Raw genomic sequence first — 25141 nt, 5'->3', positions numbered from 1 at the left:
GACGCCCTCCCCAGGCTCCACTCCCCACTCCCCCGCACCCCTGAGGAGTCCTGATGCATCGACGCCGATGCCGCGCCGCCGCGCTCGCCCTGGGCGTGGCCGCGAGCCTGCTCGTCCCGACCACCGTGGCGGCACCCCCGGCCGCCGCCGCCCCCGCGGGCGGCAAGAAGGTCATCGTCCAGCTCTTCGAGTGGAACTGGACCTCGGTGGCGAGCGAGTGCACCAGCACGCTCGGCCCCAAGGGCTACGGCTACGTCCAGGTGTCCCCGCCGCAGGAGCACGTCAACAGCAGCCCGTGGTGGGTGTCCTACCAGCCGGTCAGCTACCGGATCGAGTCCCGCAAGGGCACCCGCGCCCAGTTCCAGTCGATGGTGAACACCTGCCACAACGCCGGCGTCAAGGTGATCGTGGACGCCGTGGTCAACCACATGTCCGGCCAGGACAACGGCGGCACCGGCTGGGCCGGCACGTCGTACGGGCACTACAACTACCCGGGCACCTACTCGTCGCAGGACTTCCACTACTGCGGGCGCAACGGCAACAACGACATCGCCAACTACAACGACCGGTACGAGGTGCAGAACTGCGAGCTGGTCAACCTCGCCGACCTGAAGACCGAGTCGGACTACGTGCGCACCCGACTCGCCACTTACCTCAACGACCTGCTCTCGCTCGGTGTGGACGGGTTCCGGCTGGACGGCAGCAAGCACATGCCGGCCGCCGACATCGCGGCGATCAAGGCCAAGCTGTCCCGCCCGGCCTACCTGGTGCAGGAGGTCATCTACGGTGCCGGTGAGCCGGTCCAGCCGACCGAGTACACCGGCAACGGCGACGTGCACGAGTTCCGGTACGGCAAGGACCTGGCCCGGATGTTCAACAGCGAGCGGCTCGCGTACCTGAAGACCTTCGGCGCGTCCTGGGGCTACCTGCCGAGCGGTTCCGCGGTGGTCTTCACCGACAACCACGACACCCAGCGCGACGGTGGCGTGCTCACCTACCGCGACCGCGGCGAGTACGCGCTGGCGAACGCGTTCATGCTGGCCTGGCCCTACGGCACGCCGGCGGTGATGTCGAGCTTCACGTTCAGCGGCAAGGACCAGGGCCCGCCCTCGGACGGCAGCAACCGGATCACCAACACCACCTGCTACTCCGGCTGGGAGTGCGAGCACCGCTGGCCGGTGATCGCCAACATGGTCGGCTTCCGCAACGCCACCGAGGGCGCGGCGGTCGCCAACTGGTACGACAACGGCTACCAGCACATCGCGTTCAGCCGGGCCGGCAAGGGCTACCTGACGCTCAACGACGAGGGCTTCGCGGTGAGCGGCCGGTCCTACTACACCGGCCTGCCGGCCGGGCGCTACTGCGACGTCATGCACGGCACGTTCAGCAACGGGTCGTGCAGCGGCCCGGTGGTCACCGTGGACTCGTCGGGCTGGTTCGCCGCGACCGTCAACGCGCACGACGGGATCGCCATCCACGTCGGAGCGAAGATGAGCTGACCGCGCCGTGGTCGGAGGCCCCCGTGCCGCAGTTCGCGGCGCGGGGGCTTTTTCATGGGATAGAGTCGTTTTGTGCCGTTCGACCAGATCACCGGACGGCGGACACCCGGCTGGCTGTTCGCCGCGCTCGGCGTGCCGCTGCTGCTGGCCACCGCGTTGCTGGTCGGCCGCGCGCTGACCGGCGCCCCGGCACCGGCGCCCGTCGTCGCCGCACCCGCCACCGCCGGACCGTCGTCCCCCGGACCGTCGACGGTGGAGTCCGTCCCACCCGCCGCGCCCGCGCCGGCCGACCTGCCGGTGGTCACCTACGACCCGGCGCCGGGCGGCTTCCCCGCCGACCCGGCCCCGGCCGACACCCGGCCGCTGGGCGAGGGCGCACGCCCCAACGGGAAGGTCGCCGCGTACGACGCGCCCGGCGGCCGCCCGCTGGCGTTCCTCGCCCCGACCATCAGCGACGTCCGGCTGACCGTGCCGATCGTGGAACGCCGCGCCGGCTGGACCGCGGTCCTGCTCCCGTCCGCCAACCGCACCATCGCGTGGCTGCCGGCCGGCGGCTGGACCACCGTGGTGCTGCGCGACCAGATCGTGGTGGAACGCCGGACCCACCGGCTCACCTGGCTCCGCGACGGGCGGCCGGTCCACACCTGGCCGGTCAGCCTCGGCATGCCCGGCCAACTCACCCCGCTCGGCCGCACGTTCGTCCTCGGCCGCACGCCGCCCCCGCAGGACGTCTACGGCGGGGTCGACATCTTCGCGCTCGGCGCGATCCCCGACGACCCGGACGCGGTGCCGACCGGACTGCGGGGCGCCCACATCGGGCTGCACACCTGGCACGACGACGACACGCTCGGCGAGAACGTCACCAACGGCTGCATCCGGCTGACCCGTGCCGCCCAGCGCCAACTCCTCGCCGCCCTGGCCCCCGGCACCAGCCTCGTCGTCGTCGACCGCGTGTAAGGAGGGGCCCCCTGTTAACAGGTGGGTGTGAGAAGGTGCCCCTTCTCTACCGCAGGCGTTAACAGGAGGCCCCTCCTTCTACCCGAGCAGCCAGCCGTTGGCCTCGGCCAGGCGGACGGCGTCGGCGCGGTTGCGGGCGCCGGTCTTGCCGATCGCCGACGAGAGGTGGTTGCGGACCGTGCCCTCGGAGAGGTGCAGCGTCGCGGCCAGCTCGGCCACCGTGCCACCGCCCCGGGCCGTCCGCAGCACCTCGGTCTCCCGCTCGGTCAGCGGGCTCGACCCGGTGGCGAGCGTCTCGGCGGCCAGCGTCGGGTCGACCACCCGCAGGCCCGCGTGCACCCGGCGGACCGCGTCGGCGAGCTGGCGAGCCGGGGTGTCCTTGACCACGAAGCCGTTCGCGCCCGCCTCCATCGCCCGGCGCAGGTAGCCGGGCCGGCCGAACGTGGTCACCACCAGCACCCGGCAGTCGGGCAGCGCGGCGCGCAGCGCGGCCGCCGCGGCCACGCCGTCCATCCCCGGCATCTCCACGTCGAGCAGCGCCACGTCGGGCTGGGTGCGCAGCGCCGCCGGCACCACCTCGTCGCCGCGACTCACCTCCGCCACCACGGTGAGGTCCGGTTCCAGCGACAGCAGCGCGGCCAACGCGCCCCGGACCAGTGCCTGGTCGTCGGCGAGCAGCAGCCGGATCGGCTCGGTCACCCGCGATCCCTCCCGTTCGCGTCCGGCACCGTCACCCGGAGCAGGAAACCGTGCCCGCCGGGCGCTCGGCCCACCGTCACCGTGGCATCCAACCGGGCCGCCCGCTCCCGCAACCCGACCAGCCCGTGCCCGGCGCCCGCCGGCCCTCCGGCCGGTCCCCGGCCGTCGTCGCGGACCTCCACCCCCGCCGGGTCGACCCGGATCACGCAGCGCCGCGCGCCGCTGTGCCGCACCACGTTCGTCACCCCCTCACGGACCGCCCAGCCGAACAGCTCGTCCCGGTCCGTCGGCAGCTCCGGCGCCGTCTCCGGCAGCTCCGCGACGATGCAGGCGGCGGCCAGCGCCGAGCGGGCGCCGGCCAGTTCGGACGCCAGGTCCACCCCGCGGTACGCCCCGACGGTGCCTCGCACGTCGGCCAACGCCTCGCGGGCCAGCCGCTCCACGTCGGCGATCTCCACGGCCGCCCGGGCCGGGTCCAGCTCCAGCAGCCGGCCGGCCAGCTCGGCCTTGACCGCCACCACGGTGAGCGAGTGCCCGAGGATGTCGTGCAGGTCCCGGGCGGTACGGGCGCGTTCCTCGGCCACCGCGAGCCGGTGGATCTCCTGCTGCGCGGCCTGCAACTCGCCGTTGCGCTGGGCCAGCCGGCTCACCCCGAACATGGCGAACGAGGCGAGCAGCACCGCGAAGACCACGGTGCTCTCCGACTCCCAACCGGGCACCAGGTGCGAGGCCGCCGGCGGCGTCGCCGCGGCCAGCACCACCACGACCAGCGACTCGACCGACGGCAGCAGGAACACCGCGGCGGCGGCCACGAAGACCAGCGTGGTCAACCAGTCGCCGTCGGTGCCCGGGATGCCGGCCAGGCCGAGCGCGAGCAGCAGCGCGATCAGCAGTCGGGCCCGACCGGTCGGGATCGGGAGGTGCCGTTGCCGGCGGCTCCGCCCCCACTCGAAGACCAGCACGTACGACACGGCGAACGCCAGCACGGACCCGAGGCCGAGCAGGCGTCGCCACAGCTCCGGCTGGTGCAGCGCGGTGACGAACGGGATGTTGAGGAAGAAGAGCCAGACCGCCGCCAGCAGCCAGCCGGTGAACCGCCAGTGGCGGCGGTTCACCGGCCGGGCCGGGGCGGTCGGCGACGTCACGCCCACCACGCTAGTGCCCGCCGCCCCGGTCAGACCCGGGTGGTGTCGCGGCGGAACAGGCGGGCCGCGCCCAGACCGAAGAAGGCGGTCCAGGCGGCCACGTTGGCGACCGCCGCCCAGTCCACCCCGGTGCCGGTCAGCGGCGCGCGAGCGAGCTGACCGACCCCGTACACCGGGGTGAACTTGGCGATCTGCCGCATCACGTCGGGCAGCAGATCGAGAGGAACGAAGAGGCCGCCCAGCATGGCCAGGATGGCCAGCGCCGGGCCCATGAACTGCATGACGTTCTCGGCCGGGGCGAGGTAGCCGACGAACAGGCCGAACGCGGCGAAGACCAGCGAGCCGAGCCAGGCGGTCAGGCCGGACTCCAGCCACACGTGTGCCGGCAGCCGGACCCCGGAGGCGGCGCCGACGGCGAACTCGACGAGCACGCCGAGCAGGCCGAGCACCATGGCGGTCGCCACCTTCGTCGCCACGTACGCGGCGGGCCGCAACGGGGTGAGCCGCAACTGCCGGCTCCAGCCCAACGCGCGTTCGGTGGCGACTGCCGCGCCGGCGCTGGTGGTGGCGACCATGGCGGCGTACACGGCCAGGCTGATCATGATCCAGCCGGTGACCGGCAGGCCGTTGTCCAGCTTCTCGCCACGCGAGGGCAGGCCGAAGAGGAGGAAGAACACCGCCGGCATGACCAGGATGAACATCAACGTGCGGCGGTTGCGCAGCACCCGGCGGATCTCGATGGCGAGCACGCCGGCGGAGAAGCCGCCGAGGGCGGGCGGCCGGCGGTCGGCCCGGCGCGGGTCGGTGGTGGTGTCGGGCGAGGTGGTTGCGGTCATGGCGAGGCTCCCGGGCGGGTCAGGCGGCGGTCAGGGCGAGGAACGCGTCCTCGAGGTTGCGCGAGGTGATCTCCAGATCCCGAGCGTCGGTCCGGGTCAGCAGGTGCCGGGCGACGACGTCGGAGTCCTCGCTGTGCACGAGGATCGCGTCGCCGCGTACCTCGACCGAGCGGACCCCGGGCAGCGCGGCGAGCGCGGCCTGGTCGGCGCCGGGCAGGGTGGCCCGCACGACCCGGCCGGCGGCCAGGTTCTTGATCTCGGCGGTGGTCCCGTCGGCGACCACCCGGCCCTGCCGGACCAGCACGATCCGGTCCGCGTACGCGTCGGCCTCGTCCAGGTAGTGGGTGGCGAACAGGACGGTCCGGCCGGAACGGGCGTCGGCCCGGATGGCCTGCCAGAAGTCCCGCCGGCCCTCGACGTCCATGCCGGTGGTCGGCTCGTCCAGCACCATCAGCTCCGGGTCGGGCAGCAACGCGAGGGCGAACCGCAGTCGCTGCTGCTGGCCGCCGGAGCACTTGCCCACCGGCCGGTCGGCGATCTCGGCGATGCCGGCGCGCTCCAGCACCTCGACCACCGGCCGGGTGTGGCCGTAGAAGTGCGCGGTCATCCGTACCGTCTCGGCGACCGTGAGGTCCTTGAGCAGGCCGCCGGTCTGCATCACGGCGGCGACCCGGCCGTGCCGGACGGCGTCGGTCGGGGTGCCGCCGAAGAGCCGGACGGTGCCGGCGTCCGGCCGGGCCAGCCCGAGCAGCATGTCCACCGTGGTGGTCTTGCCGGCGCCGTTGGGGCCGAGGAAGGCGACCACCTCACCGGGGGTGATCCGCAGGCTGAGCCCGTCGACGGCGGTCACCGGGCCGTAGGTCTTGGTGAGTCCGGCCAGTTCGACGGCCGGTGCGGTGTCGGTCATGCCCACGATGCTCCGGCCCAGGAGGACCGTGACCCGGGAGCGCCCGTCACCTCCCGCCCATGACATTTGTCAGGCGTAAGGAGGGGCCCCCTGTTAACGCCTGCGGTAGAGAAGGGGCCCCTTCTCACCGAGCCGCGCGGGGAGTGGGGCCCGCCGGGCCGGGTAAGCCGGGGTATGGGCGTACCGACCGGACGCGTCGACACGATCGCCGACATCGTCGAGCACTACGCGGCGATCATCCGGGAGCTGCCCCGGCCGCCGATCGTCATGGGGCACTCGTTCGGCGGCCTGATCGCCCAACTGCTGCTGGACCGCCGGCTCGGCGCCGCCGCCGTCGGCGTGCACCCGGCGCCGGTCAAGGGCGTGCTCAAGCTGCCGCTGAGCACGCTGCGCTCCGGGTACTCCATCCTGCACAACCCGGCCAACCGGCACCGCGCGGTGCCGTTCACCGCCGAAGACTTCCGGTACGCCTTCGGCAACACGCTCACCCGCGCCGAGTCCGACGCCGCCTGGGAGCGGCATGCCGTGCCCGGCGCCGGTCACGTGCTGTTCGAGGGCTCGTTCGCCAACCTCGACCCGAACGCCGCCACCGAGATCGACCGCAAGCGCGCCGACCGCGCCCCGTTGCTGATCACCGCTGGCGGCGCGGACCACGTGATCCCGCCGTCGCTCGCCGCCAGCCTGGCCAACCTCTACCGCAGCTCGACGGCGATCACCGGCTATCGGGAGTTCCCCGGCCGGTCGCACTTCGTCGGCGGCGAGCCGGGCTGGGAGGAGGAGGCCGACGCCGCGCTGGAGTGGGCGGTCGAGGCCGCCAACGAGTTCTCCCCGACCGTGGTCAGCGAGGCACCCCGGCACTGAGAGCGGTCAGAGAACCACGAACCGGGCAGGTTCGCCGAGCACGGTGGCTGCCCGATCGAGGTCTGCCAGCCGCGCGGCGAGTGTCGCCGTGGCCAGGCGGGCCGGCAGGGCGGCGTTGAACTTGAGGCCGCTCAGCGCCCTTCCGTCGACAGCGGGGAGACACAGTCGTTCCTGAGCGTCGGCGGTCAGCGCACGCCACGCCTGCGGCGTGAGATTCTCCCTCAGCCGGATGCTGCCGTCGTCGAATCTCCCCACCGGGTCGACGACCTCATCCAGAGTCGCGGTCAAGGTGGCATTCGCGCGGAAGCCCGCCCAGGTCCACCACCGCAGATCGCCGTCCTTGTCCCGCAGAATCACGGGTCCGCCCGGATGCACCAGGTGGGCCTTCTCCGCCCGCACCTCGGCCAACCGACCGGTCGCGCGCCGGGTCATCGCCACCGGCGGGTCGCAGCCCAGCAGCACGTCACGTGTCGCCCGGCTCAGTTCGAAGCCCCGGCCGGCCCAGCCACCACCACGCCACCGCGCGCGCCCGCCACCGTCGGCCGGCTCGACGAAGCAGCGCCGCCGACGCCAGTCGACGTAGGTCACACGCCAACTGCGCCCGCCCAGCAGCAGGCGGCGATCGCCCCGCACCTCCTCGGTGAGCAGGCTGGGGTCGATGCGGCCGAGTTCCTGGCGCCCCGTCAGCACCGTGAACTCCGGGGGGCCGGTGAAGACCGCGGTCAGCTCCATGAAGTGCCGGCGACCGAAGCGCTGTTCGGCGGCTGGGCCGATGAACAGCATTCCGCCGTCCTGGTCGAGGTAGCCGTGCTCGACGAGATGGCGGACGATCGGGCGGCCACTCTCGTCGAAGGGCGCCAGCCCGTTCCACGCCTGCGTCCAGAGTTGGTCGCCGACGCGGTGCTCCTGGAGGCAGAGCGCGAGCATCTGCTGGGCGACGATGTGCCTCGGCTCGGGGGGCGCGCTCACCGGCTCCACCCAGCCCTGGGACCACAGCAGCAGAAGCGCCGCCGCCTCGGTCAACGCGTCCCCGTCCAGGGTCAGGAACAGGCAGTTGCGGCTCGTTCCGGGCCGGCGGCCGGTGCGACCCAGACGTTGCAGGAACGAGGCGACCGTACCGGGCGCGTCGATCTGGATGACCCGGTCCAGATCGCCGACGTCGATGCCCAGCTCAAGCGTGCTGGTGGAGACGATGACGCAGTCCCGTGCCTCGCTGAACGCCTGTTCCGCGCGGCGGCGCTCGTCCGCGGACAGCGACGCGTGCGAAAGAAAGGTGGTGGTTCCCTTGCTTCGCAGCAGTTGGCCGAGTTCCTCGACGGTCCGCCGGGACTCGCAGAAGACCAGCCGCTTCTCCCCCTGGTGGAGACCGGCGATCACCGTTGCCGCGTTGTGCAGCGAACCGACGTAGTCCAGCTCGATGTCACCAGGCGGTGGCCCGTCGGACACCGCGGCAGCGCCTGGGGCGACCACACGGGCTGGCCGATGACCTGCACCGGTCCCCTGGAGCCAGGTCAGGAGCTCGGCTGGGTTGCCGACGGTGGCGGAAAGTCCGATCCGCTGCAACGGCCGGCCGGCGACGCGGCTCAGCCGTTCCAGCACCGCCAGCAGATGCCAGCCCCGGTCGTCCCCGGCAAAGGCATGCACCTCGTCGACGACGACGGCGTGCAGGTCGGCGAAGAAGAGCCGGTGGTCGACCCGCGTGCTGGCCAGCATGGATTCCAGCGACTCGGGGGTGGTGAGCAGGATGTCCGGACGCTCGTAGAGGATCGCGCGTCGCCGGGAGGCGCTGATGTCGCCATGCCAGATCGCGGTCCGCCGCCCAAGCCAGCCGGCGTACGCCTCCACCCGCGGTCGCAGGTTGTTGAGAAGCGCTTTCAGCGGGGCGAGGTAGAGCACCGACGTTCCGGCCCAGCGTTGCTCCGACAGTCGACTCAGCAAGGGGAACAACGCCGCCTCGGTCTTGCCGCCGGCGGTCGGCGCCAGAAGCAGCACGTCCGAGCCGTCGCGTACCGGCGCGACGGCGGCCCGCTGCATCGGACGGAGATCGCGCCATCCGAGGGTGTTCACCACGTGGTGCAGGACGACCGGGTCGAGGTCCGGCAGCATGTCAGAGGGACAGTTCGATGTCGTCCGCCGAGGCGGCGGCGTTGCGCTCGATCTCGGTCAGCTCGTCGGCCCGGAGGGTCAGCTCGTAGTGGCGACGTGGATCCCAGTCCTGGAACTGGTCGACCCGGTCGAACACGTCCGCGACCAACTTCTTCAGGTAGACGCGGGGTGCCACGCCGACCTGACCGCCGAGCGCTCCGGTGACGACGCCGGCCAGTGTGGAGAGGTAGGCGTCGTCCACCCGGGACTCGACCGCGGGGCTGCCGTAGATGGTGCGTACCCGCTGGCCGAGTTCCACGAGTGCATCCGTGCTGAAGCCGGGCAGCCGCAGTTGGGTGGCCCTGGGGTTGTCCCAGCGAGGCTGGGGATCGAAGTGGGTGGCGAGACGCTGGGCGAGCGGCGCGAGGCGCTGCACCCCCTGCGGTCCGTCGAAGAAGGCCGGGGTGCCGGTGATGACCAGCATCAGGCCGGGGAAACGGTCCGCGTGTATCTCGTCGATGAGCTGGCGCAGCGAGTTGAGTGCCTTGTCCCGGGCATCGGAGCGGACCCGTTGTAGCGTCTCGACCTCGTCGAGCACGAGCAGCAGCCCGTGGTGTCCGCTGTCGCGCAGGACGGTCAGCAGCCCCCGCAGGAAGCTCAGCGCGGCGTAGTGGTCGAGGTCGCCCTTCACTCCGGCGGTCCGACGGGCGGACGCGGCGACGTGCGGCTGACCGCCGAGCCAGGCCGCGAGGCCGTCCGCGACGCGGTGGTCGCCACCGGCGGTGGCCGCCCGGTAGCCGCGCAGTGCCGCCGCGAACCCGGGCGTGCTGCGGGAGATGTCGCCGAGCCGGCGCTCCAGCAGGTCGTTGACCGCCCGGTCGAGCGCTTCGGCATCCTCCTCCGCGATCGCCCCGCCGGCGAGGGCGTCCTCCTCGAGAGTGAAGATCCAACCGTCGAGGACGGGTCGGAACGCGCTCGGCGCGAACTGCTCGGTGCTGAGATGCTCGACCAGCCTTCGGTAGACCGTCTCCATCCGGTGCAGGGGCGTTTCCAGCTCGGAGATCTGCACCTCGGCCGCGGCGAAGCCACGTCGCTTGGCGCGTTCGGCCAGCCAGCGGGTGAAGAAGGTCTTGCCGGCACCGTACTCGCCGCGGACGGCCTTGAACACGCTGCCTCCCCCGGCGACCCGGTCGATGTCGTCGTCGAGGGCGGCGGTGAACCGGTCCAACCCGACGGCGAGCGCGTCGAGCCCGTTGCTCGGGACGACGCCGCGCCGCAGCGCGTCGATGATGTCCCGGCGGCGGCGGGCGGAGATCTCGGCGGTCACCGCTGCTCCAGGTCGAACTGCTCGATCAGCAGCGTCCGGTTGAGCAGAACGGTGACCCCGTCCGGGTCGATGGTGATGACGGGGTAACCCTCGACCTGGAGCAGGCGGCGCAGCACGGTGACGGTGCCGGTGATGCGGTGCGCCGGCACCCCGGCCCGGGCGGCGAGAGTGTCGAGGGTCGCCCGGTCCCCGCCGGCGAGCAGGGTGCCCAGCAGCGCGGCGACGCGCTCGTCGGACAACGGCATCCGCGGATCCCGTCGCTGGGCGTACCGGTCGCTGGCGAGCAGGCCCGTCACCAGGTCCGGAGCAACCGGGGCGGGTGGCGGCGCCGTCGGCACGGTGGGCGCCGGTGCGAAATCGAGATCGAACAGGCCCTCGGCCTGCGGCTCCGCGTTCCGCCAGAAACGTCGGCGGCCGGCCTGCGCCGAGGCGGATGGCGGGGCGGCGGCTGGCGGGGTGCCGGTCTCGGCCAGCGGCTCCCGCCACCAATCCGGGCTGGCCACCGGCGCACCCGCCCACCCCGGCACGGCCCGATCATCACCGGCGGTCAGGACGAGTAGCGGGATGACGACCTCCGCCGGCGCGGCGCCGCCGTGATATCCGGCCTTGCGGGGTCCGTATCGCACGTCCTCCCGCCAGGGCAGGACGACCGAGCCGCCGCCGAGCGCCACCCGGCTGCCGCTCACCGCGACCTCGGCATCCACGGTCGGGCCGCTGGCCGGCCGCCAACGATTCTCGCTGCTGGTGCTGGGCAGGACGACCGACTCGGGCCCCCGGTCGACCACGTGGCCGTGGTCGGAAACCAGGACAACCACCCGGTCGGTCGCGGCGGCCAACAGGTCTCCCACCGCGGTGACGGTGTCCGCACCCCAGACCGCGGTGCCTGGATCGCTACGGTCCAGCGCATCGTCGATCGTGTTGACCACAGCGGCGACCACGGGGACGGAGGAGTCCTCAATGGCGGCGCGCACGTCCGGATCCAGGGAAGCGCCGGCACCGGTGCGTAACGCACCCTTGTGCAGCAGCAGCCCACTGGGCCACCGCCCGGTGAACGCCTTCACCTCGGCCTGCTGACCTCCGGATTTGACCCGGCCGCTCAGTAGGCTGCATCGACTGGCCTCGGTCACGGTGGGCAGCGCGGCCAGCACTCCGGTGCGGGGGCCGCCGTCGGGGGTGAGCTCCACCCATGCGCCGCCGCGGACGACGGACTCGGCCAGCTCGGTGGCCGCGGCGACGCCCATGCCGTCGAGTACGAGCAGCAGCACCCGCCGGCCGTGATCGATGATCGGCTGGACCACCCGGTCGAGCACATCCTCGACCCGGAGCAGCGCACCCGGCTCGGCCTCGGCGTTGGTCGCGGCGGCGAGCAGGGCGGCGAACCGTTGGTCATGCCGGGACCTGCGGGTGTCCACGGCCCGGTGCAGCAGCCGGTAGGCGTCGGCGACCTGAGGGTCGGGGTCCCCGGCGAAGACGTCGAGTCGGGCGCGGTCGACCCACCCGTCCTCTCGGACCTGCCGGTTCAGGGCGTCGAGCAGTGTCGCTGGCTCAGGCCGGTCGGCCCGGTGCAGCCAACGCAGCAGCCGGACTGCCATCCGGGCGGTCTCCACCCGGCGCGGTTCGACGGCCCGATGTTCCTCCACGGTGGCGAGCGCCGACTGCGCGCGGGCCACCGCGGCCGGAAGAGCCGACCCACCGGCCGGGACGGCGAGCCGCACCGCGGCGGCGAAGGCCCGCAGCCGGTGGACGAATCCGCTGGGCAGCACGGTGGACGCCCCGAGCAGCGCGGTGATGCCGATCTCCGCGGCGAGCGTCTCGGCCCGTCGTAGCATCCGCATGGCCTCGTCCCAACCCCTGTCGCCGGAGTCGGCCGTACGGTAGACCCACGCCTCGGCAGCCTGGTGCAACCCTTCGGCCTGGTGTTGCGACAGCCGCAGCCCACCGAACCACGGCTCCAGGCGGGTACGCCCCACCGCGGCCTGCACCTCGGCCGCGCTGCCCCCGCCGGTGGGCCAGAGCAGCCCGGCCAACAGTCCGAGCGGGATGACGTCCACCCCGTGCCCGGCCCGGACGGCCGCCATGATCGGCACGGCGGACCGACCGGCGATGCTGGTCAGGTAGGCCGTGACCCCCTCGGCGACGGTCTCCGGCAGCGAGGTGAATCGGAGTTGGCGTCGGGCGTCGGCGCTCCACTGCACCAGGCCGCTGTCGTCGAGTGCGGTCGGGGGCAGGTCGAGCAGTTCCGCGGTCAGGCTGCGCAGCGCGTGGTCCCGGGTGAGGATCGCCCCCGGCGGCACCGGCCAGCCCGCGGAAGGGGCGTGGTCGGTCAGCGCGTCGGCGACCCAGCGCCCGACCCGGACCAGCGTGGGGTCGAGATTTCTCACGCCACCGAACATCTGCCGGACCAGGTCCCATGGATCGATCTTGCGGACTTTCTGCTTGCTGAGGTGCGCGAGGAGCCCATCGCCCAAATCGCTGTCGGTCAGCTCGGTGAGCAGCACCAGGCGCTCCCCGTCGATCCGGTCGTGCAGGGCGGCGCGGGCGGCGAGCGGAGTGGGGCACGGCACCACCCGGACCCGGGTGCCGTCGACGGTGAGCACCGGGTCGATCGACCATTCGGGGCGGGCCGTCAAGGCGATCGCGTCGCCCGGGTCGTCCTCGGCCAGCCATGCCTCGACCTTGCGCCGGACCGAGTCCGGTTGCGCGACGCTGACCGGCGCGCTCATGCGGTGCCCCCAGGCATGCCCTCACGGCCCTCGCTTCGCTCGGTGCGTTCGCTCATGCGGTGCCCCCAGGCATGCCCTCACGGCCCTCGCTTCGCTCGGTGCGTTCGCTCATGCGGTGCCCCCAGGCATGCCCTCACGGCCCTCGCTTCGCTCGGTGCGTTCGCTCATGCGGTGCCCCCAGGCAAGCCGGTCACCGGATCTCCCAGGTGACGACCACCCGTCGGCCGGCGGCGACCTCGGCGTCGATCTCGGCGGCAATCTTCGTCCAGGTCTCCGGGTCGGAGACCTCGTGCCGCCGGTGCTGGGTGGCGAGCAGGCTTCCGTCGGTCACCTCTCCGCCACCGGGCACGGTGACCGTCCCGGTGGCGTCCGGCACGCCACCGGCCGGCACCGCGTCGGCGGGGTCATCGTCCTGGCCCGGGGTGGGGCCGACCGGCCGGGTGCCCTGCTGCTTCGGCACCTGGCCGGTGCCGCCGGAGGCGGGTCCGACCGGTGCCGGGTCGGCCGGTGGCGCGGGCGGCTGGGCCGCGAGCAGCGCCGCGGAGGCGGCGGCCGCGGTGTGGAATGCCTCGACGAGGTCCTTCCCGTGCTGTTCCCGCCGGGCGACGTCCTGGAGCTGACCGATGACCTCTCTGGCGCGCTGGTCGTGGCCGGTCCTCGCGGAGACGGCTCGGAGCAGCGACCACTGGGGGTTCTCGGCCAACTCGTCGGTGAGCCTGCCGGCCTGACTGAGCACCGCGCCGACGGCTTGGTCGTCGACGTCGCCCAGGTCGGCCCGGGCCACCGTCTCGACAAGCACCACGTCGTCGCGCTCGGCGGCGACGTCGGTCACGAACCGGTACGCCCGTCGGGCGGTGGCGAATCGACCGGTGGCGGCCGAGACGTCCAGGCCCAGCACGTCGGCATGCGTGTCCAGCATGTCCACCAGCCTGCCGGCCGCCCGCTTCCGTTCCCGCGCGGCCTCGCGCAACGCGCCGGCGAGTTTGCCGAGGTTGGCCGGCGTACGCCAGACGGGCAGCACGCCACCGAAGATCGCCGCGCCTCGACTCACCGCGCTCGACCAGTCCTCTTCGCCGGGCATGGGCGGGTGCCGCAACTCCAGGTCGTCCCGGACCGCGGCGAGGTGCGGCACGTCGACCTTGACCTCGTGTTGGTACCAGGCAAGCTGCTGGTCCAGCCCGAAGGTCATGATGATCAGGTTCTGCAGGTCGCGGTCGAATCCGAACGCCGCGGGCTGATCGATGAAATCGCGGAGCTTCGAGACGGGAAAGTGGTCGGTGTAGCCCTCGTTGGCCGCGGCCTGGAGAAGGTGTCGACTCCATCGGGAGGTGGAGGTGGTGAGCACATACCGGCCGTCGATGTATTCGCCGAGCCGCAGGTTGTTGCAGACCCGCCGGAGGGTCCGCTGGTCGACCGGGTTGGTGACGGTGACGCCTCGGGTGGGGTCGGCGGCGGCCTGCCTGGCGTAGTCGAGGATCTTGGCTAGCTCGCCGCGGGTGACGGGCTTCTCGTCCTCGGGCATGGCCGGGTTGCCGGGGTAGGACCAGGCGAGCAACTCCCCGGTGAGGTTGGTGAACGCCTCGGCGAGGGTGCCGCCGCGGGGATCGCCGACGTACAGGCCGTCGGCGAGGGTGTGGAACACGCCGATGGTGTCGTCCTGCACGTCCGACCCACGCGAGGTGGCGGACCCGTACGCCTGCATGAGCGCGCCGGTCAACGTGCTCCGGAGCTGCGACTGGCGCTGCTGGAGGTAGACCTTGCCCTGCTGCCGGTCGGCCAGCGGCCAGTCGGCGGCCAGCGAGTTGAGTCGGTCACCGGCGCCGTTCAGCAGATAATTGATCTTGATGAGCTGGCCGACCTTCCCCATCAGCTCATCGGTGAGATAGAACGGCAGCCAGAAAAGGGTCCGGGAACCGCGCTCCAGCCGCTCGATCCGGGCCAGGTCGGCGTTGCGCTCGTAGCCCTGCGGGTCGAACGGGTAGTCGATGATCAGCCGCCAGGCCTCGCCGGTGGCGATCAGCGCCGCGGCCGGCATGGTGTCCGGGTCGCGGACGTTGCCGAACTTCACCTGCACGGTGTGCGACCGACCGCGCCAGGCCCGGGCGTAGAGCAACTCGCCGAGCTGCCCCTCGCCGCCGACGATGCCCATCTCGGCGGTCACCAGTTCGCGGATGAGCTGCTGCCGGACGCCGGTGGTGGTGGCCTCCTGGTCGGGCACCAGGTCGAGCAGCTTGTCGTAGTCGACGGTGTGCAGTTTGAGGCTGACCACCGGGTCGGGGGTCTTGGTCAGGTGCAGCTCGCCGGCGGCGTCGGCGACCCGGTCGAGCCGATTGATCACGATGGTGCGCTCGTAACCGGGGATCGGCGAGGTGATCGAACCGAAGTTGAGCGCGTGCAGTTTGCCGGCGGTGAGGTTGTGCAGGGCGGGCACGTCGGGCACCAGGGCACCGAGCAGCACCGTCTTGATCAGCTTGTCGTCGAGCTGGAACTGCTGGTGCCCGGCCGCATCCTGCTCGCCGATGTCGTTGAGCTTCAGCAGGATCGGCCGCAGCTTCTGCGTGTAGAGCGTCCGGGCGGACTGGAAGAGCTGCTTGAGTTCGGGCCGGTCGGGCAGCTCACCGTGCAGGACCAGCGGGTCGAAGAGCGCGGCCACCCCGATCAGGTCGTTGACCCGCAGGGTGTCCCGGCGGGCGACGAGCAACTCGGTCATCACCTTCAACGCGGTCCGCTCGCGCTGCAACGCCTGGGACAGCGCGACCAGCGTGGCGACCAGCGCCGGGGAGAACGGGTAGAGCTTGCGGAAGGCGGCGGCGTCGGAGCCGATGCCGGCGTCGCCGTACTGCGCGCCGAGCAGCAACGCGTCCCACACCTCCCGGTTGCCCTTCACCACGGCGAAGGCGTTGTCGATGACTGCCCGCCCGTCGTCGGTGAGCGGCTTGAGCAGGCGCTTCTCGGTGATCTCCGGCAGGTTGGTGTCGGCGAGGGCGATCTCCCCGAACCGCCCCTGAACGCTACGCATGACGTGCGCCAGCGCCTCCCGCTCGGTGCCGCCGACCTGCGGGCCGAGGAAGTCTTCCAGGTTGCGTTGCCGGGCGACGAACGAGATCAGCGGCAGCGGGCGGGTGGCGTCGGCCGACTCGATGAGCTTGTTGAGCTTGGCGCCCTCGGTGTTGACGAAGGTGTAGTCGCTGATCTTCGTGGAGAGCCAGAGGATCAGCTCGTCGAGGAAGAGCACGAGCGCGTCGTACCCGAGCGCCCTGGCGTGCCGGGTGATCACGGCGAGGCCGGTGTCCAGGTCGAGGTATTCGCCACTGCGGACCGCACCGGTGAAGAACGCGCTGGTCAACGCACTGACCAGGCGGTCTCGTTGCTCGGTGCCGGGTGGCTCCGCCGCCGCGGCGGCGTAGAGCTCGGGGGTCCAGCCGGTGGCTCGGGCGACGTGCGAGGCCAGGCCAACGCCGGCGGCCGTGGGCGTGCCGCCACCGTCGCGCAACGCGGCGAAGAAGGCGTCGTCGCCCATCCGCGCACGCAGCCGCGCGGCGTCGTCGAGCAGCGCGTCCGACCGGTGTACGGCGGGGACGGGCGCCTCCGGGTGCAGCCGGGTGATCTGGTTGAGGTAGCCCTCCAGGACCGCCTGCTCGACCGAGCGCGCGTCGAGCATGTGGAAGGTCAGGCTGAGCAGCCGGCGGTCGCGCAGCCACGGGTCGGCGGCAAGGACCGGCTCGGCCAGGCCGCGCACCTCGCGGGCCTCCGGGTTGTGCTGGAGGATCTCCCGCAGCACCGCCATGAAGTGCGACTTGCCGGAGCCGAACGAGCCGTGCAGGAACACCGCCTGGGAGCGGCCGGTGGTCACCGCGTGGCCGATCCGGCGTAGCGCGTCGGCGAAATTGTCCCGAAGTTGGTCGGTGACGACGTACCGGCGCAGGTCGGCGCCTTCGGCGGCCCGGACGACGAAGTCCCCGTCGCCGACCGAGACCGGAATGTCGATCACGTCCCGTAGCAGGGTCATACCACTCCTCGCTCTGCCGCTCCCCCGGGTGACGCCCCCGTCACCGACAACCCGCCGATCCTACGGGGTGACCGGAACCGGCCCCAGCCGATGCGGCGGCCGCTCAGCCACGAGTCGCCGCGATGAAGATCAACCACAGGATGGGCATGCCGACGAGACAGATCGCCCCGCCGGCCCGCATCGAGCGGGTGCCGCTGCCATCGATGCGGGGCTGCCCGACGAGGCTGATGGTGAGGTAGCCGGCGAAGAAGGCCAGCGCGGGCAGCCCGCACATCGACCAGGGCACCAACTGCCAGGGGACCCGGCCGAGGTCGGCGTCGGGACTGACCGCGAACATCAGCATCGACGCGAACGTGCCGAGGGCCGCCGCGGCGGCGTAGACGAGGGCGTTGCGGGCCAGCGGCGTGAAGCCGGGCAGCAGTGGTGGCTGCGCGGCCCGCCGGTGGGCGTGCTCGGCGGCAGCGTCGGCCGCCGCGGCGGCGGCACCGGCCCGGCGCAACGCCTCACCGGCATCGGCGACCGGGCTGGGCGGGACGACGCCGAGGTGCGGCTCGGGCAGCCGGAGCGTCGCCGCCAGGTGGTGGAGGTGTTGTCGCTGGGCCGCCAGCCGGTGGGTGGTCTGGTCGACGGCGGCCTGCCCACCGCGAGCGTCGGCGGCCCGCCGGTCGGCGCGGGCCTGCTCGTCGTGCAGCAACGCGGCGAGGCGGCGGGCGTGGTCGGTGTAGGCGGCCCAGCCGCCGTCGCGGGGCATCGGGGTGAATGGGTCGGTCATGTCAGGTCGTCGATCTGGTCGAGGGTGCCGGGTCGGACGTAGGGGACGATGAGGGTGCGGCGGTTGTCGTGCCGGTCGATCAGCAGGGCCCGGTTGGGGCGTGGCTGCCACGTCGACGTGTAGTCGCCGAGCAGGAGGCCGACGTCGGCGCCGGGGACGTTGAGGACGACCAGGCCTGCGATCTGCCCGCCACCGCCGGGCCCGAGGTCGTCGGTGAAGCGGCTGAACGTGCGCCACCAGCCGAGCAGGTGCACGCCGTGGCCGGGGCCGTTGGCCAGCACGGCCCGCAGGTCGTCGTGGCCGGTGCGGTATGTCGTCGGGTCGCTGACGGCGAGCAGGCTGCTGGCGGCGTCCGCGCCGAAGACCACCAGCCAGGTCGGCGGGCCGGCCGGGAGATCGGCTGCGAGGTCGGCCAGGTGGGTCCGGAGGCGGGCGGCGGTGACGGTGTCGCACTGGTGGCTGGCGGCGGTGATCGCGTCGACGGTGGCGTCGGCAGCCTCGTCGGCGGCGGCGACAAGCGGCGCGACGAGGAAGCGGGCGGTGCCGGGGGCGTGTTGGCGGGCCAGGCTGACCGCGGCTGCGTAGAGCACGTCGGCTCCGACGGGGGAGGTGCCGAGCACCGCGAGGTGGCTGCCGGGGGTGGCGTCGAGGGTGAACCCGGCGGTGGGCAGGCCGACGTCGACGGCGCGGCCGACCAGGGCGCGCCGTCGGCGTACGTCAGGTGTCAGGCGGGCGAAGGTGGGGTCGGCGTCGGGGTGCTGCTCGGCGTAGCCGGCGAACACCGCGGGCGGTGCGTCGCCCGGTGGCCGGGCGTTCCACAGCAGGTGCCGTTGCGCGGTCACCGAGGCGGCATCGGCGTTCGGGAAGCGGATCACCCGGTTCGCTCCCGGTATCCCGGCCGCCGCGTTGACGACTGCTGCGCCGATGGGGAGGTTGTCGGCGCCGTCGTTGAGCTGGTCGAGGATCCCGCCGCCACCGGCGAGCGCGACCCGCAGCGGGAACTGCCCGAAGATCGACTCGGTCTTGGCGAACAGCGCCTCCACCCCGGAGATCGTCTGCGACGCCAGGACCAGGTGGATGCCGTACGAGCGGCCCTTACGCGCCAGCTCCTCCAGCAACGCCACCGCCTGCCGGGCGACGGCGTCGTTGCCCTCGAACAGCACATGAAACTCGTCGATCACCGCCACCAGCCGCGGCATCGCCACATCCGGCCGCCCGGCCCGCAGGTCGGCGAGCTTCGTCACCCCGGCCCGCTTCATCTCGGTCGCCCGCCGGGTCATCTCCCGCGACAGCGTGCGCAGCACCGCCAGCCCGTACTCCCGGTCGGACTCGATGCCGACGGTGCGGGCGTGCGGGATCCACGACGGGTCCACCGCCGTCGGGGTGAACTCCACGAACGACACCCCCTCCTTGAAGTCCAGCAGATACAGGCCCAACTCGTCCGGGGAGTAGCGCGACGCCAGACCGTAGAGCAGGTCCAGCAGGAAGACGGTCTTGCCCGACCCGGTGCGGCCACCCACCAACCAGTGCGGCGTCGCATCGTCCAGCGCCAGCACGCACTCGGCGCGGCCCTCCCGACCCACCACGGTCCGCAAGCCGTCGACCGACGACTCCTGCCAGATGTCGGCCGGCAGCAGCGCCGCGAAGTCCGTCGACGACTGCACCCGCGCGGCTTTCGCCAACCGTCGGCAGACCGCCTCCACCAGATCGTCCGGCGGGCCGCCGTCCAGCCGCACCGGCACCGCCAAGCCCGTGCCGTCGTCACTGAACCGGTAGGGGCCCGGCGGGTCCGACACCCGGAACAAGCCGCCGCCGGCCGCCGTGAGATGCGTCGTCCGCTCCAATCGAGGCGCCGCCTCCAACCCCGGATGCTGCGGCGGCGGATAGCCGGCCAACAGTAGGAACACCCCTGCGGCCGGACCGGCGTGCGCGATCGCCGCCAACCGCGACCACTCCGCACGCCCGGTGCCCTGCGGCAGCGCCGCGACACACACCAGCAGCACCGACGGATCAGCCTCGCCGGCCTGAACCCGCTCGATCCGCTCCTCCGCCTCGGCCAGCACCTGCTGGAAACCCGGAAGGTCGATGGCGGGCCGCCGCCACGCCTCCGCCTCCACCATCGCCCGGAACGGACCGAACACCGCCCCCAGCGTCGCCCCGTCCACGGCCGCGACCCGAAGTACGCCGTCCGGCAACGCCGCGAGCACCCGAAGCAGCAACCCGCGCAGCCAGCGCGCGACGGACGGATCGCGGGCGTCGCTGTCGACCGCCAAATGACCGGCACCCACGAACGGCACCACGACACCGAAGACACTGCCGGCCACCGGTGACGCCGCGCCCAACCGCACCGGCAGCGGGCGCCCCGGCACCGCGTCGACCCCGGTGGGCAGATCCACGGCGGCACCGTCGAGCCGGCAGCCGAGCCAGCCCGGGGTCAGCCCTTCGGCGAGCCGCTGCATGCCGGCCGCGAACCGCCGCGCCTCCTCGACGACCTGCGCCGGGACGGCACCGTCGCCTGCGTTTTCCCGCAGTCGGACACGCGCCGCCTCCACATGCGACACGGCCTCGCGGTGCGCCGTCACCGCCCGACCGAAAGCCGACGCCACCGACTCCACGCCACGTCTCCCCAAGCCCATCGAGCATGGCCACTCGCGGAGACCCTACCCACAATGGACACCCTGCGTCAGCCCCGCGTCGCGCTCCGCTTCCTCGTCCGCTCAGCCGAACCGCAGGGCGGTGGCGGCGTCCGGCAGGGCCACCGCAGCGGTGAGCGCATGCTGACCCGTCTCGCCGGCCAACCAGAACTGGCACGTACCCCGGTCCACGCGGACGGCAACGACCTCCCCCGCGTACCGGCGGGCCAGCCGCCGCAACACCAGGGTGGGATCGCCGGCCGCCACCGGCGACGGCGGATGCTCGGGGGCCGGCACCGGACGGCGCGGGTCAATCGGCACGGCCGCCGAGAGCGCAGCGCCCAACCCGTCGAGCCCGTCCGCGACGGCCGCCTCCAGGCTCGGCCACCAGGGCGGGGTGAGCACGACCGCCGCCTCCCGGGACACGATCTCGACACGCCACCGCACGCCCTGCACCCGGGTAGGGTCACCGGCGTCCCGCCGGTGGTCCTGCGCGGTGACCACGACGGCCAGGTCGAGGCCGGTCCCGAGCCGGAGCAGGTCGGCCACCGGCGGCACGTCCGGTGGCCGCGCCAGCACCAGCAGCCGTGCGCCGGGCAGGCCGCGGGCGGCCACCTCGACGTAGCGGGTCGCCGGATCCACGCCGGGCTCGTCGCAGGTGACCGTGCCGTCCAGCAGATCCTGGCCGACGCACTGGCGGCCGGGCCGGTCGAGCCGGGTGAGATCCTCCGGACGTACCCCGAACGGCGTCGCTAGCTCCGCGGCCCGGTAGTGCCCGCGGAGCTGGACGACAGGCGTGCCGTCGGGTTGGGTGCCGACCGGGGTCACCGGCTCGCCCGCGACCGGCTGCCACAGCCGGTGGGCGACCCGGGTCAGGTCGGTGACCGTCACCGTCAACGCCGAGTGCAGGCGACGGCTGTCCCCGCAGGTGGCGCAGGAACCCCAGGTGGGTGCCGCGCCGGCACCGGAGCAGCGCGGGCACTCCCGGTGTCGGATCGACGCACCCCACCAGGCTGGCTCGGGCGGCTCGGTGACCCGCAGCAGGATGGTCGTGGCATGGCGTACGACCTGCCCGGTGTCCTGCTCGTGCAGCACCTCGGCGATGCCGCCGGGTCGCAGCGGGGTGTGCCACCAGCGGCCGTCCCGCCAGATCGCCTGGGCGCCGGACCCACCGGCCAGGTCGGTGTGGATCCGCCGCTCGAGCGCAGCGAGGTCCGCGTGGGCCGGCGCGGGGGCCGGGCCGGCGGACGACCGGATCGTGTACGCGGGCGCGGCCCGCCCGTGCTCCGCGAGCCCGGCCAGCGCGGCGACAGCCGTGGTGGCCGTGACGGCGTCGGCCAGTTCGGGCGCGGACCGGCGGGGCACCTCGGGCACGTCGCCGCCGGGCAGCTCGAACCGGAGGTCCCACCACGCCCGGTCGTGCCACCACCGCGCCTCCACCACCAGGTCCAGGTGCAGCAGGCCGGCGAGCCGGCAGAGTTCACCCAACCGTCGACCGGGCGACGGTTCCGGTGGCGGGGTGGCGACCCGACCGACAAGCACCCGCCAGGGCGAGTGGTCGGCCCGGATCAGGGCGTCGGCCGCCATCGCCCACCGTCTGTCGACCGGCAGGTCCGGCCGCCACGTGCGAGGCAGCCAGAGCAGCGGGGTGTCGAGGGCCTGACCGGCGGGCAGGATGGCGTGGACGCTCCCGACACCTGCTCGCGCGACCAGCCGGTCCGCGACCGTGCCCAGCGGCACCACCCAGGTCCCGTCGGTGTCGCGCTCCGGCACGACCCGGTCGGGCCGCAGCCGCTCGGAGGCCACCGCGCCGGTGTCCAGGTTGACCACCGACACCACCAACTCCGCCCGCCGCAGGCCGGTGCGCGCACAGGCCGCGCACGGCTCGGCCACCCCGCCGTCGCCCCGGCACAGCCGGCAGTCTCGGTAGGGCTCGTCGGCAAAGCTGTCGCTGTCGACCAACAGCCGGTCACCGCCGTCGGTGCAGGCGCACTGCCGCACCTGGAAGGCCAACCCGGTGCAGTCGGGGCAGGCGCCGGTCGGCGCAGGCCCGCTCACCGGCGCCCCAACCGGCGGGCGCATGCTCCGTCGTGGTCGGCCCGGAGCAGGCAGCGCCGGCCACCCGGCATCCGCAGGTCACAGAAAACCCGATGGTGTACGCCCTGCTCGTCCTCGGCGGACACGGTGGTCTCGCCGGTGTCGCTCTGCGGCAGGACGAGGGTCCAACGGGCCACCAGCCGGGCGAGCCGCTGCGCGGCGGGCAGGTCCGGCGCGACCACCGGCAGGTGGATCACCCACCGCCGGCTCACCGCACACTCCGTCGCACCGGGCACAGCGGCCGGCAGGACGCCGACCGGTAGGAGGTGGAGCCGCCGACCGGCCGCAGCCGTTCCGCGTGCTCGCGCCGCCGGAAGAACACCCGCATGGGAGACCGCCTCTCGCACCTGGACGCCATCTGAATGGGTGGGTCCGTCGGCCCGCCGCGCGCCGACGGACCCCACCCGCACCTGCCACCGCAGCCTTCGACCAGCAGTACGACAGCAGGGCAGCTCACCGGCCTCGGGCATATGATCACTGTCTGCTCGCCGAGACCTCACCCATCGTGCCGGGCAACGCGCCCTTTACGCAACTCCCGATTAGGATCAGCATCGTTGCGTACCCGGCCCCTTTTCCGCCAGACTGATCGCCATGACTGGAAGTCCGACGGTCCGCCGTCGTCGCCTGGCCGCCGCCCTCCGACGCTTGCGAGAGCAGACGGGCATGACCGCCGACCAGGCCGCAAAGGAGATCGGCATCTCCAAGTCGGCCCTGAGTCGGATCGAGAACGCCCAGGTATCCGTCATGCCGCCGGTGGCGCGCGGATTGCTTGAGCTCTACGGCGTCGAGGGCGACGAGGTGGACGCCCTGGTCCAGGTCGCGCGGGATGCCCGCAAACGAGGCTGGTGGCAGGCGTACGACGATGTGCTCCCGGACTGGTTCGAGGTGTACGTCGGCCTGGAAGCGGAGGCGTCAGAGATCCGCGCCTTCGAGCCGCAACTCATCCCGGGGCTGATCCAGACAGCCAACTACGCCGGCGCGGTCATCCGTGCCGAGCATCCGGATGCGGGTGTCGACGAAGTCGACCGGCGCGTTGAGCTGCGGATGCGTCGGCAGAAGTCGGACAGCCCACCCAAGCTGTGGATGGTGCTCGACGAGTCGGCGCTGCGCCGACCGGTCGGCGGGCGCGCGGCATTCAAGAGTCAACTGGAGCGGCTGGCCGAGGAGGCAGCGCGCCCCGGGTGCACCATCCAGATTCTGACTTTCGCCGCCGGCGAGTACGGCTCGATGGGCAGCGCCTTCAGCGTTCTCACCTTCCCGGAGCCCGCAGATCCAGGCGTTGTGTACATGGAAACCCGCGCAGGTAGCCTCTACCTTGAGGGCCATCAGGTCAGGGAGTACAGCCGAGTCTTCGAGCATCTGGTCGCCACAGCCGCCAGCGCCCGCGAGTCGCGCGACCTGATCCAGGGGGCGATCGACGAGCTATGAGAGGACGGCGCGGGTGGACGAGGTCAGCACGGCCCGCGTGACCTGGCGAAAGAGCACACGCAGCAACGGCTCCGGGAACTGTGTCGAGGTCGCAGGCGACCCGCGTGGACGGGTTGGACTACGAGACAGCAAGGACCCGAGCGGCCCAGTTCTCGCCTTCGAGCCGGAGGCGTGGGTGCGCTTCGTCGCAGGTATCGCCCAAGGGTCTTTTCGCTCCTGACGAGAAGCAATCAGGGACACCATCGGCACCTCGCACCTGTTTAGATGCATCGATGATTGAGCAGGTCATCACGGCGGCCGCAGGCGTGCTCGGGGCAGGAATCGGCGCTGGCGGCGCCCTGCTCGGTGCATCGATGGACGGACGACGGCAGCGAGCCAACACGCGCATCTCGACCGAACGGGAGGCGTGTTCGTTGTTCCTTGCCCGGCTGGACATCTATCGCGTAGTCGTTGATGAACTCGTCTGGGCGAAGAAGGAGGCGCAGCGCCTGGATGGCGACATCGACTCTGCAACCGCCGATCTTCGTGAGCGGTACCGGGCCGCCTGGCTTGATCTATTGACCGCCAATGCTGCCGCGCAACTTGTGACCAGCGAGCAGTTCGCCGACCTCGCCCAAAAGGCCATCTGGTGCTGCGAAGCGCTCGACCGCAACAAGTGGAACTACGTCGACCATCAGGGAAGGCAGATCGCCGGTGAGTACAAGAACAATCTGGCTGAGCTGGACGATCTCCGGGGCGAGCTGAGGACAACTGGACGAGGAAAGCCACCCCATCAAAGGAAACGGCTCGAATCCCGACAGACTGGCAACCTCGCATCCGAGGGGTGACGGAGCGTGCATGATCCGGTACGGTCGTACCCGGGAGCGACGGTTGCCGATCGAAGGGGCGCACGGTGGCATCGATCCAGGAGATCAAGGCCGGCATCAACCAGTTCGGCAAGGCGAGTCAGGAACAGATCGCCCAGATGCGGGCGGTGCACGACTCGATCAACCAGAGCCTCGCCCAACTACGAGCCGTCACCGCCGGCACCGCCCACCCGAGTGTCGCCGAGGCCATCGCCCGGATGGAACAGGTCAAGAAGAACCTCAACGACGCATCGCAACTCGCCGGCGCCTCCATCGAGGCGACCAAGCGGTACGCCGCCAGCTTCTGACCCGAGGAGA

The 25141-nt window shown here is 72.4% G+C and carries 19 protein-coding genes; 7 read left to right on the top strand and 12 right to left on the bottom strand.

Annotated features, from left to right (window positions below; genetic code table 11):
- Positions 1-53: 53 nt before the first annotated feature.
- The gene (locus tag O7618_RS02140) at positions 54-1499 is read left to right on the top strand and encodes an alpha-amylase family protein (protein ID WP_278104259.1); all 1446 of its coding nucleotides are present in this window, start codon (positions 54-56) and stop codon (positions 1497-1499) included.
- Between the two features lie 72 nt (positions 1500-1571).
- Entirely contained in the window at positions 1572-2456 is an 885-nt protein-coding gene (locus tag O7618_RS02135) for a L,D-transpeptidase (RefSeq protein WP_278104258.1), read from the top strand.
- A 78-nt stretch (positions 2457-2534) separates the two neighbouring features.
- Here the strand turns inward: O7618_RS02135 and O7618_RS02130 are convergent, their stop codons facing one another.
- From O7618_RS02130 to O7618_RS02115, 4 genes are read right to left on the bottom strand one after another with little or no spacing between them, the layout of a single operon-like run.
- Positions 2535-3155 carry a response regulator transcription factor gene (locus tag O7618_RS02130; RefSeq protein WP_278104257.1) on the bottom strand — a complete coding sequence of 207 codons (621 nt, stop codon included), beginning with the start codon at positions 3153-3155 and terminating at the stop codon, positions 2535-2537.
- Positions 3152-4300, bottom strand: coding sequence for a histidine kinase (locus O7618_RS02125; protein ID WP_278104256.1), 1149 nt, complete (start codon positions 4298-4300; stop codon positions 3152-3154). The genes O7618_RS02130 and O7618_RS02125 overlap by 4 nt, the downstream gene beginning before the upstream one ends.
- A 29-nt stretch (positions 4301-4329) precedes the next feature.
- Positions 4330-5136 (bottom strand): ABC transporter permease, encoded by an 807-nt coding sequence (locus O7618_RS02120; protein WP_278104255.1) that lies wholly within the window; start codon positions 5134-5136, stop codon positions 4330-4332.
- A 19-nt stretch (positions 5137-5155) separates the two neighbouring features.
- Positions 5156-6043: an ABC transporter ATP-binding protein gene (locus O7618_RS02115; protein ID WP_278104254.1), complete on the bottom strand. Its 888-nt coding sequence runs from the start codon at positions 6041-6043 to the stop codon at positions 5156-5158.
- A gap of 174 nt (positions 6044-6217) precedes the next feature.
- On the opposite strand from O7618_RS02115, the gene O7618_RS02110 reads away from it, so the two are divergent.
- The gene (locus O7618_RS02110; RefSeq protein ID WP_278104253.1) at positions 6218-6904 is read left to right on the top strand and encodes an alpha/beta fold hydrolase; all 687 of its coding nucleotides are present in this window, start codon (positions 6218-6220) and stop codon (positions 6902-6904) included.
- 6 nt (positions 6905-6910) lie between these two features.
- On the opposite strand, the gene O7618_RS02105 is transcribed toward O7618_RS02110, so the two are convergent.
- The 8 genes from O7618_RS02105 to O7618_RS02070 all read right to left on the bottom strand — a co-directional run bounded on the left by O7618_RS02105 (position 6911) and on the right by O7618_RS02070 (position 22762).
- Entirely contained in the window at positions 6911-9010 is a 2100-nt protein-coding gene (locus tag O7618_RS02105) for a DEAD/DEAH box helicase (RefSeq protein ID WP_278104252.1), read from the bottom strand.
- Position 9011: 1 nt separating this feature from the next.
- Positions 9012-10316 (bottom strand): BREX system ATP-binding protein BrxD, encoded by a 1305-nt coding sequence (brxD, locus tag O7618_RS02100; RefSeq protein WP_278104251.1) that lies wholly within the window; start codon positions 10314-10316, stop codon positions 9012-9014.
- Positions 10313-13039 carry a BREX-2 system phosphatase PglZ gene (gene pglZ / locus O7618_RS02095; RefSeq protein WP_278104250.1) on the bottom strand — a complete coding sequence of 909 codons (2727 nt, stop codon included), beginning with the start codon at positions 13037-13039 and terminating at the stop codon, positions 10313-10315. Before pglZ ends, brxD begins: the two co-directional genes overlap by 4 nt.
- Before the next feature lie 190 nt (positions 13040-13229).
- The gene (locus O7618_RS02090; protein WP_278104249.1) at positions 13230-17048 is read right to left on the bottom strand and encodes a phage resistance protein; all 3819 of its coding nucleotides are present in this window, start codon (positions 17046-17048) and stop codon (positions 13230-13232) included.
- A 103-nt stretch (positions 17049-17151) separates the two neighbouring features.
- Complete coding sequence (locus tag O7618_RS02085; RefSeq protein ID WP_278104248.1) at positions 17152-17820, bottom strand: hypothetical protein; 669 nt, start codon at positions 17818-17820, stop codon at positions 17152-17154.
- The gene (locus O7618_RS02080; protein ID WP_278109876.1) at positions 17817-20279 is read right to left on the bottom strand and encodes an FtsK/SpoIIIE domain-containing protein; all 2463 of its coding nucleotides are present in this window, start codon (positions 20277-20279) and stop codon (positions 17817-17819) included. The genes O7618_RS02085 and O7618_RS02080 overlap by 4 nt, the downstream gene beginning before the upstream one ends.
- A gap of 258 nt (positions 20280-20537) precedes the next feature.
- Positions 20538-22511: a hypothetical protein gene (locus O7618_RS02075; protein ID WP_278104247.1), complete on the bottom strand. Its 1974-nt coding sequence runs from the start codon at positions 22509-22511 to the stop codon at positions 20538-20540.
- Positions 22508-22762, bottom strand: coding sequence for a hypothetical protein (locus O7618_RS02070; RefSeq protein ID WP_278104246.1), 255 nt, complete (start codon positions 22760-22762; stop codon positions 22508-22510). Before O7618_RS02070 ends, O7618_RS02075 begins: the two co-directional genes overlap by 4 nt.
- Positions 22763-23141: 379 nt before the next feature.
- Here O7618_RS02070 and O7618_RS02065 point away from each other — a divergent pair, with 379 nt between their 5' ends.
- The 4 genes from O7618_RS02065 to O7618_RS02050 all read left to right on the top strand — a co-directional run bounded on the left by O7618_RS02065 (position 23142) and on the right by O7618_RS02050 (position 25131).
- On the top strand, positions 23142-23978 hold the full coding sequence (locus tag O7618_RS02065) for a helix-turn-helix transcriptional regulator (RefSeq protein WP_278104245.1): 837 nt from the start codon (positions 23142-23144) through the stop codon (positions 23976-23978).
- Positions 23979-23991: 13 nt separating this feature from the next.
- On the top strand, positions 23992-24198 hold the full coding sequence (locus O7618_RS02060) for a DUF397 domain-containing protein (RefSeq protein ID WP_278104244.1): 207 nt from the start codon (positions 23992-23994) through the stop codon (positions 24196-24198).
- 52 nt (positions 24199-24250) lie between these two features.
- On the top strand, positions 24251-24805 hold the full coding sequence (locus O7618_RS02055; protein ID WP_278104243.1) for a hypothetical protein: 555 nt from the start codon (positions 24251-24253) through the stop codon (positions 24803-24805).
- Between the two features lie 65 nt (positions 24806-24870).
- Positions 24871-25131 (top strand): hypothetical protein, encoded by a 261-nt coding sequence (locus O7618_RS02050; RefSeq protein WP_278104242.1) that lies wholly within the window; start codon positions 24871-24873, stop codon positions 25129-25131.
- Positions 25132-25141: the final 10 nt, after the last annotated feature.

Origin of the sequence: Micromonospora sp. WMMD980, from assembly GCF_029626035.1 — a bacterium.
Classification (GTDB): Bacteria; Actinomycetota; Actinomycetes; order Mycobacteriales; family Micromonosporaceae; genus Micromonospora.
Note: the sequence above shows the minus strand (reverse complement) of the source record. Positions and strands in the feature narration are given on the sequence as shown.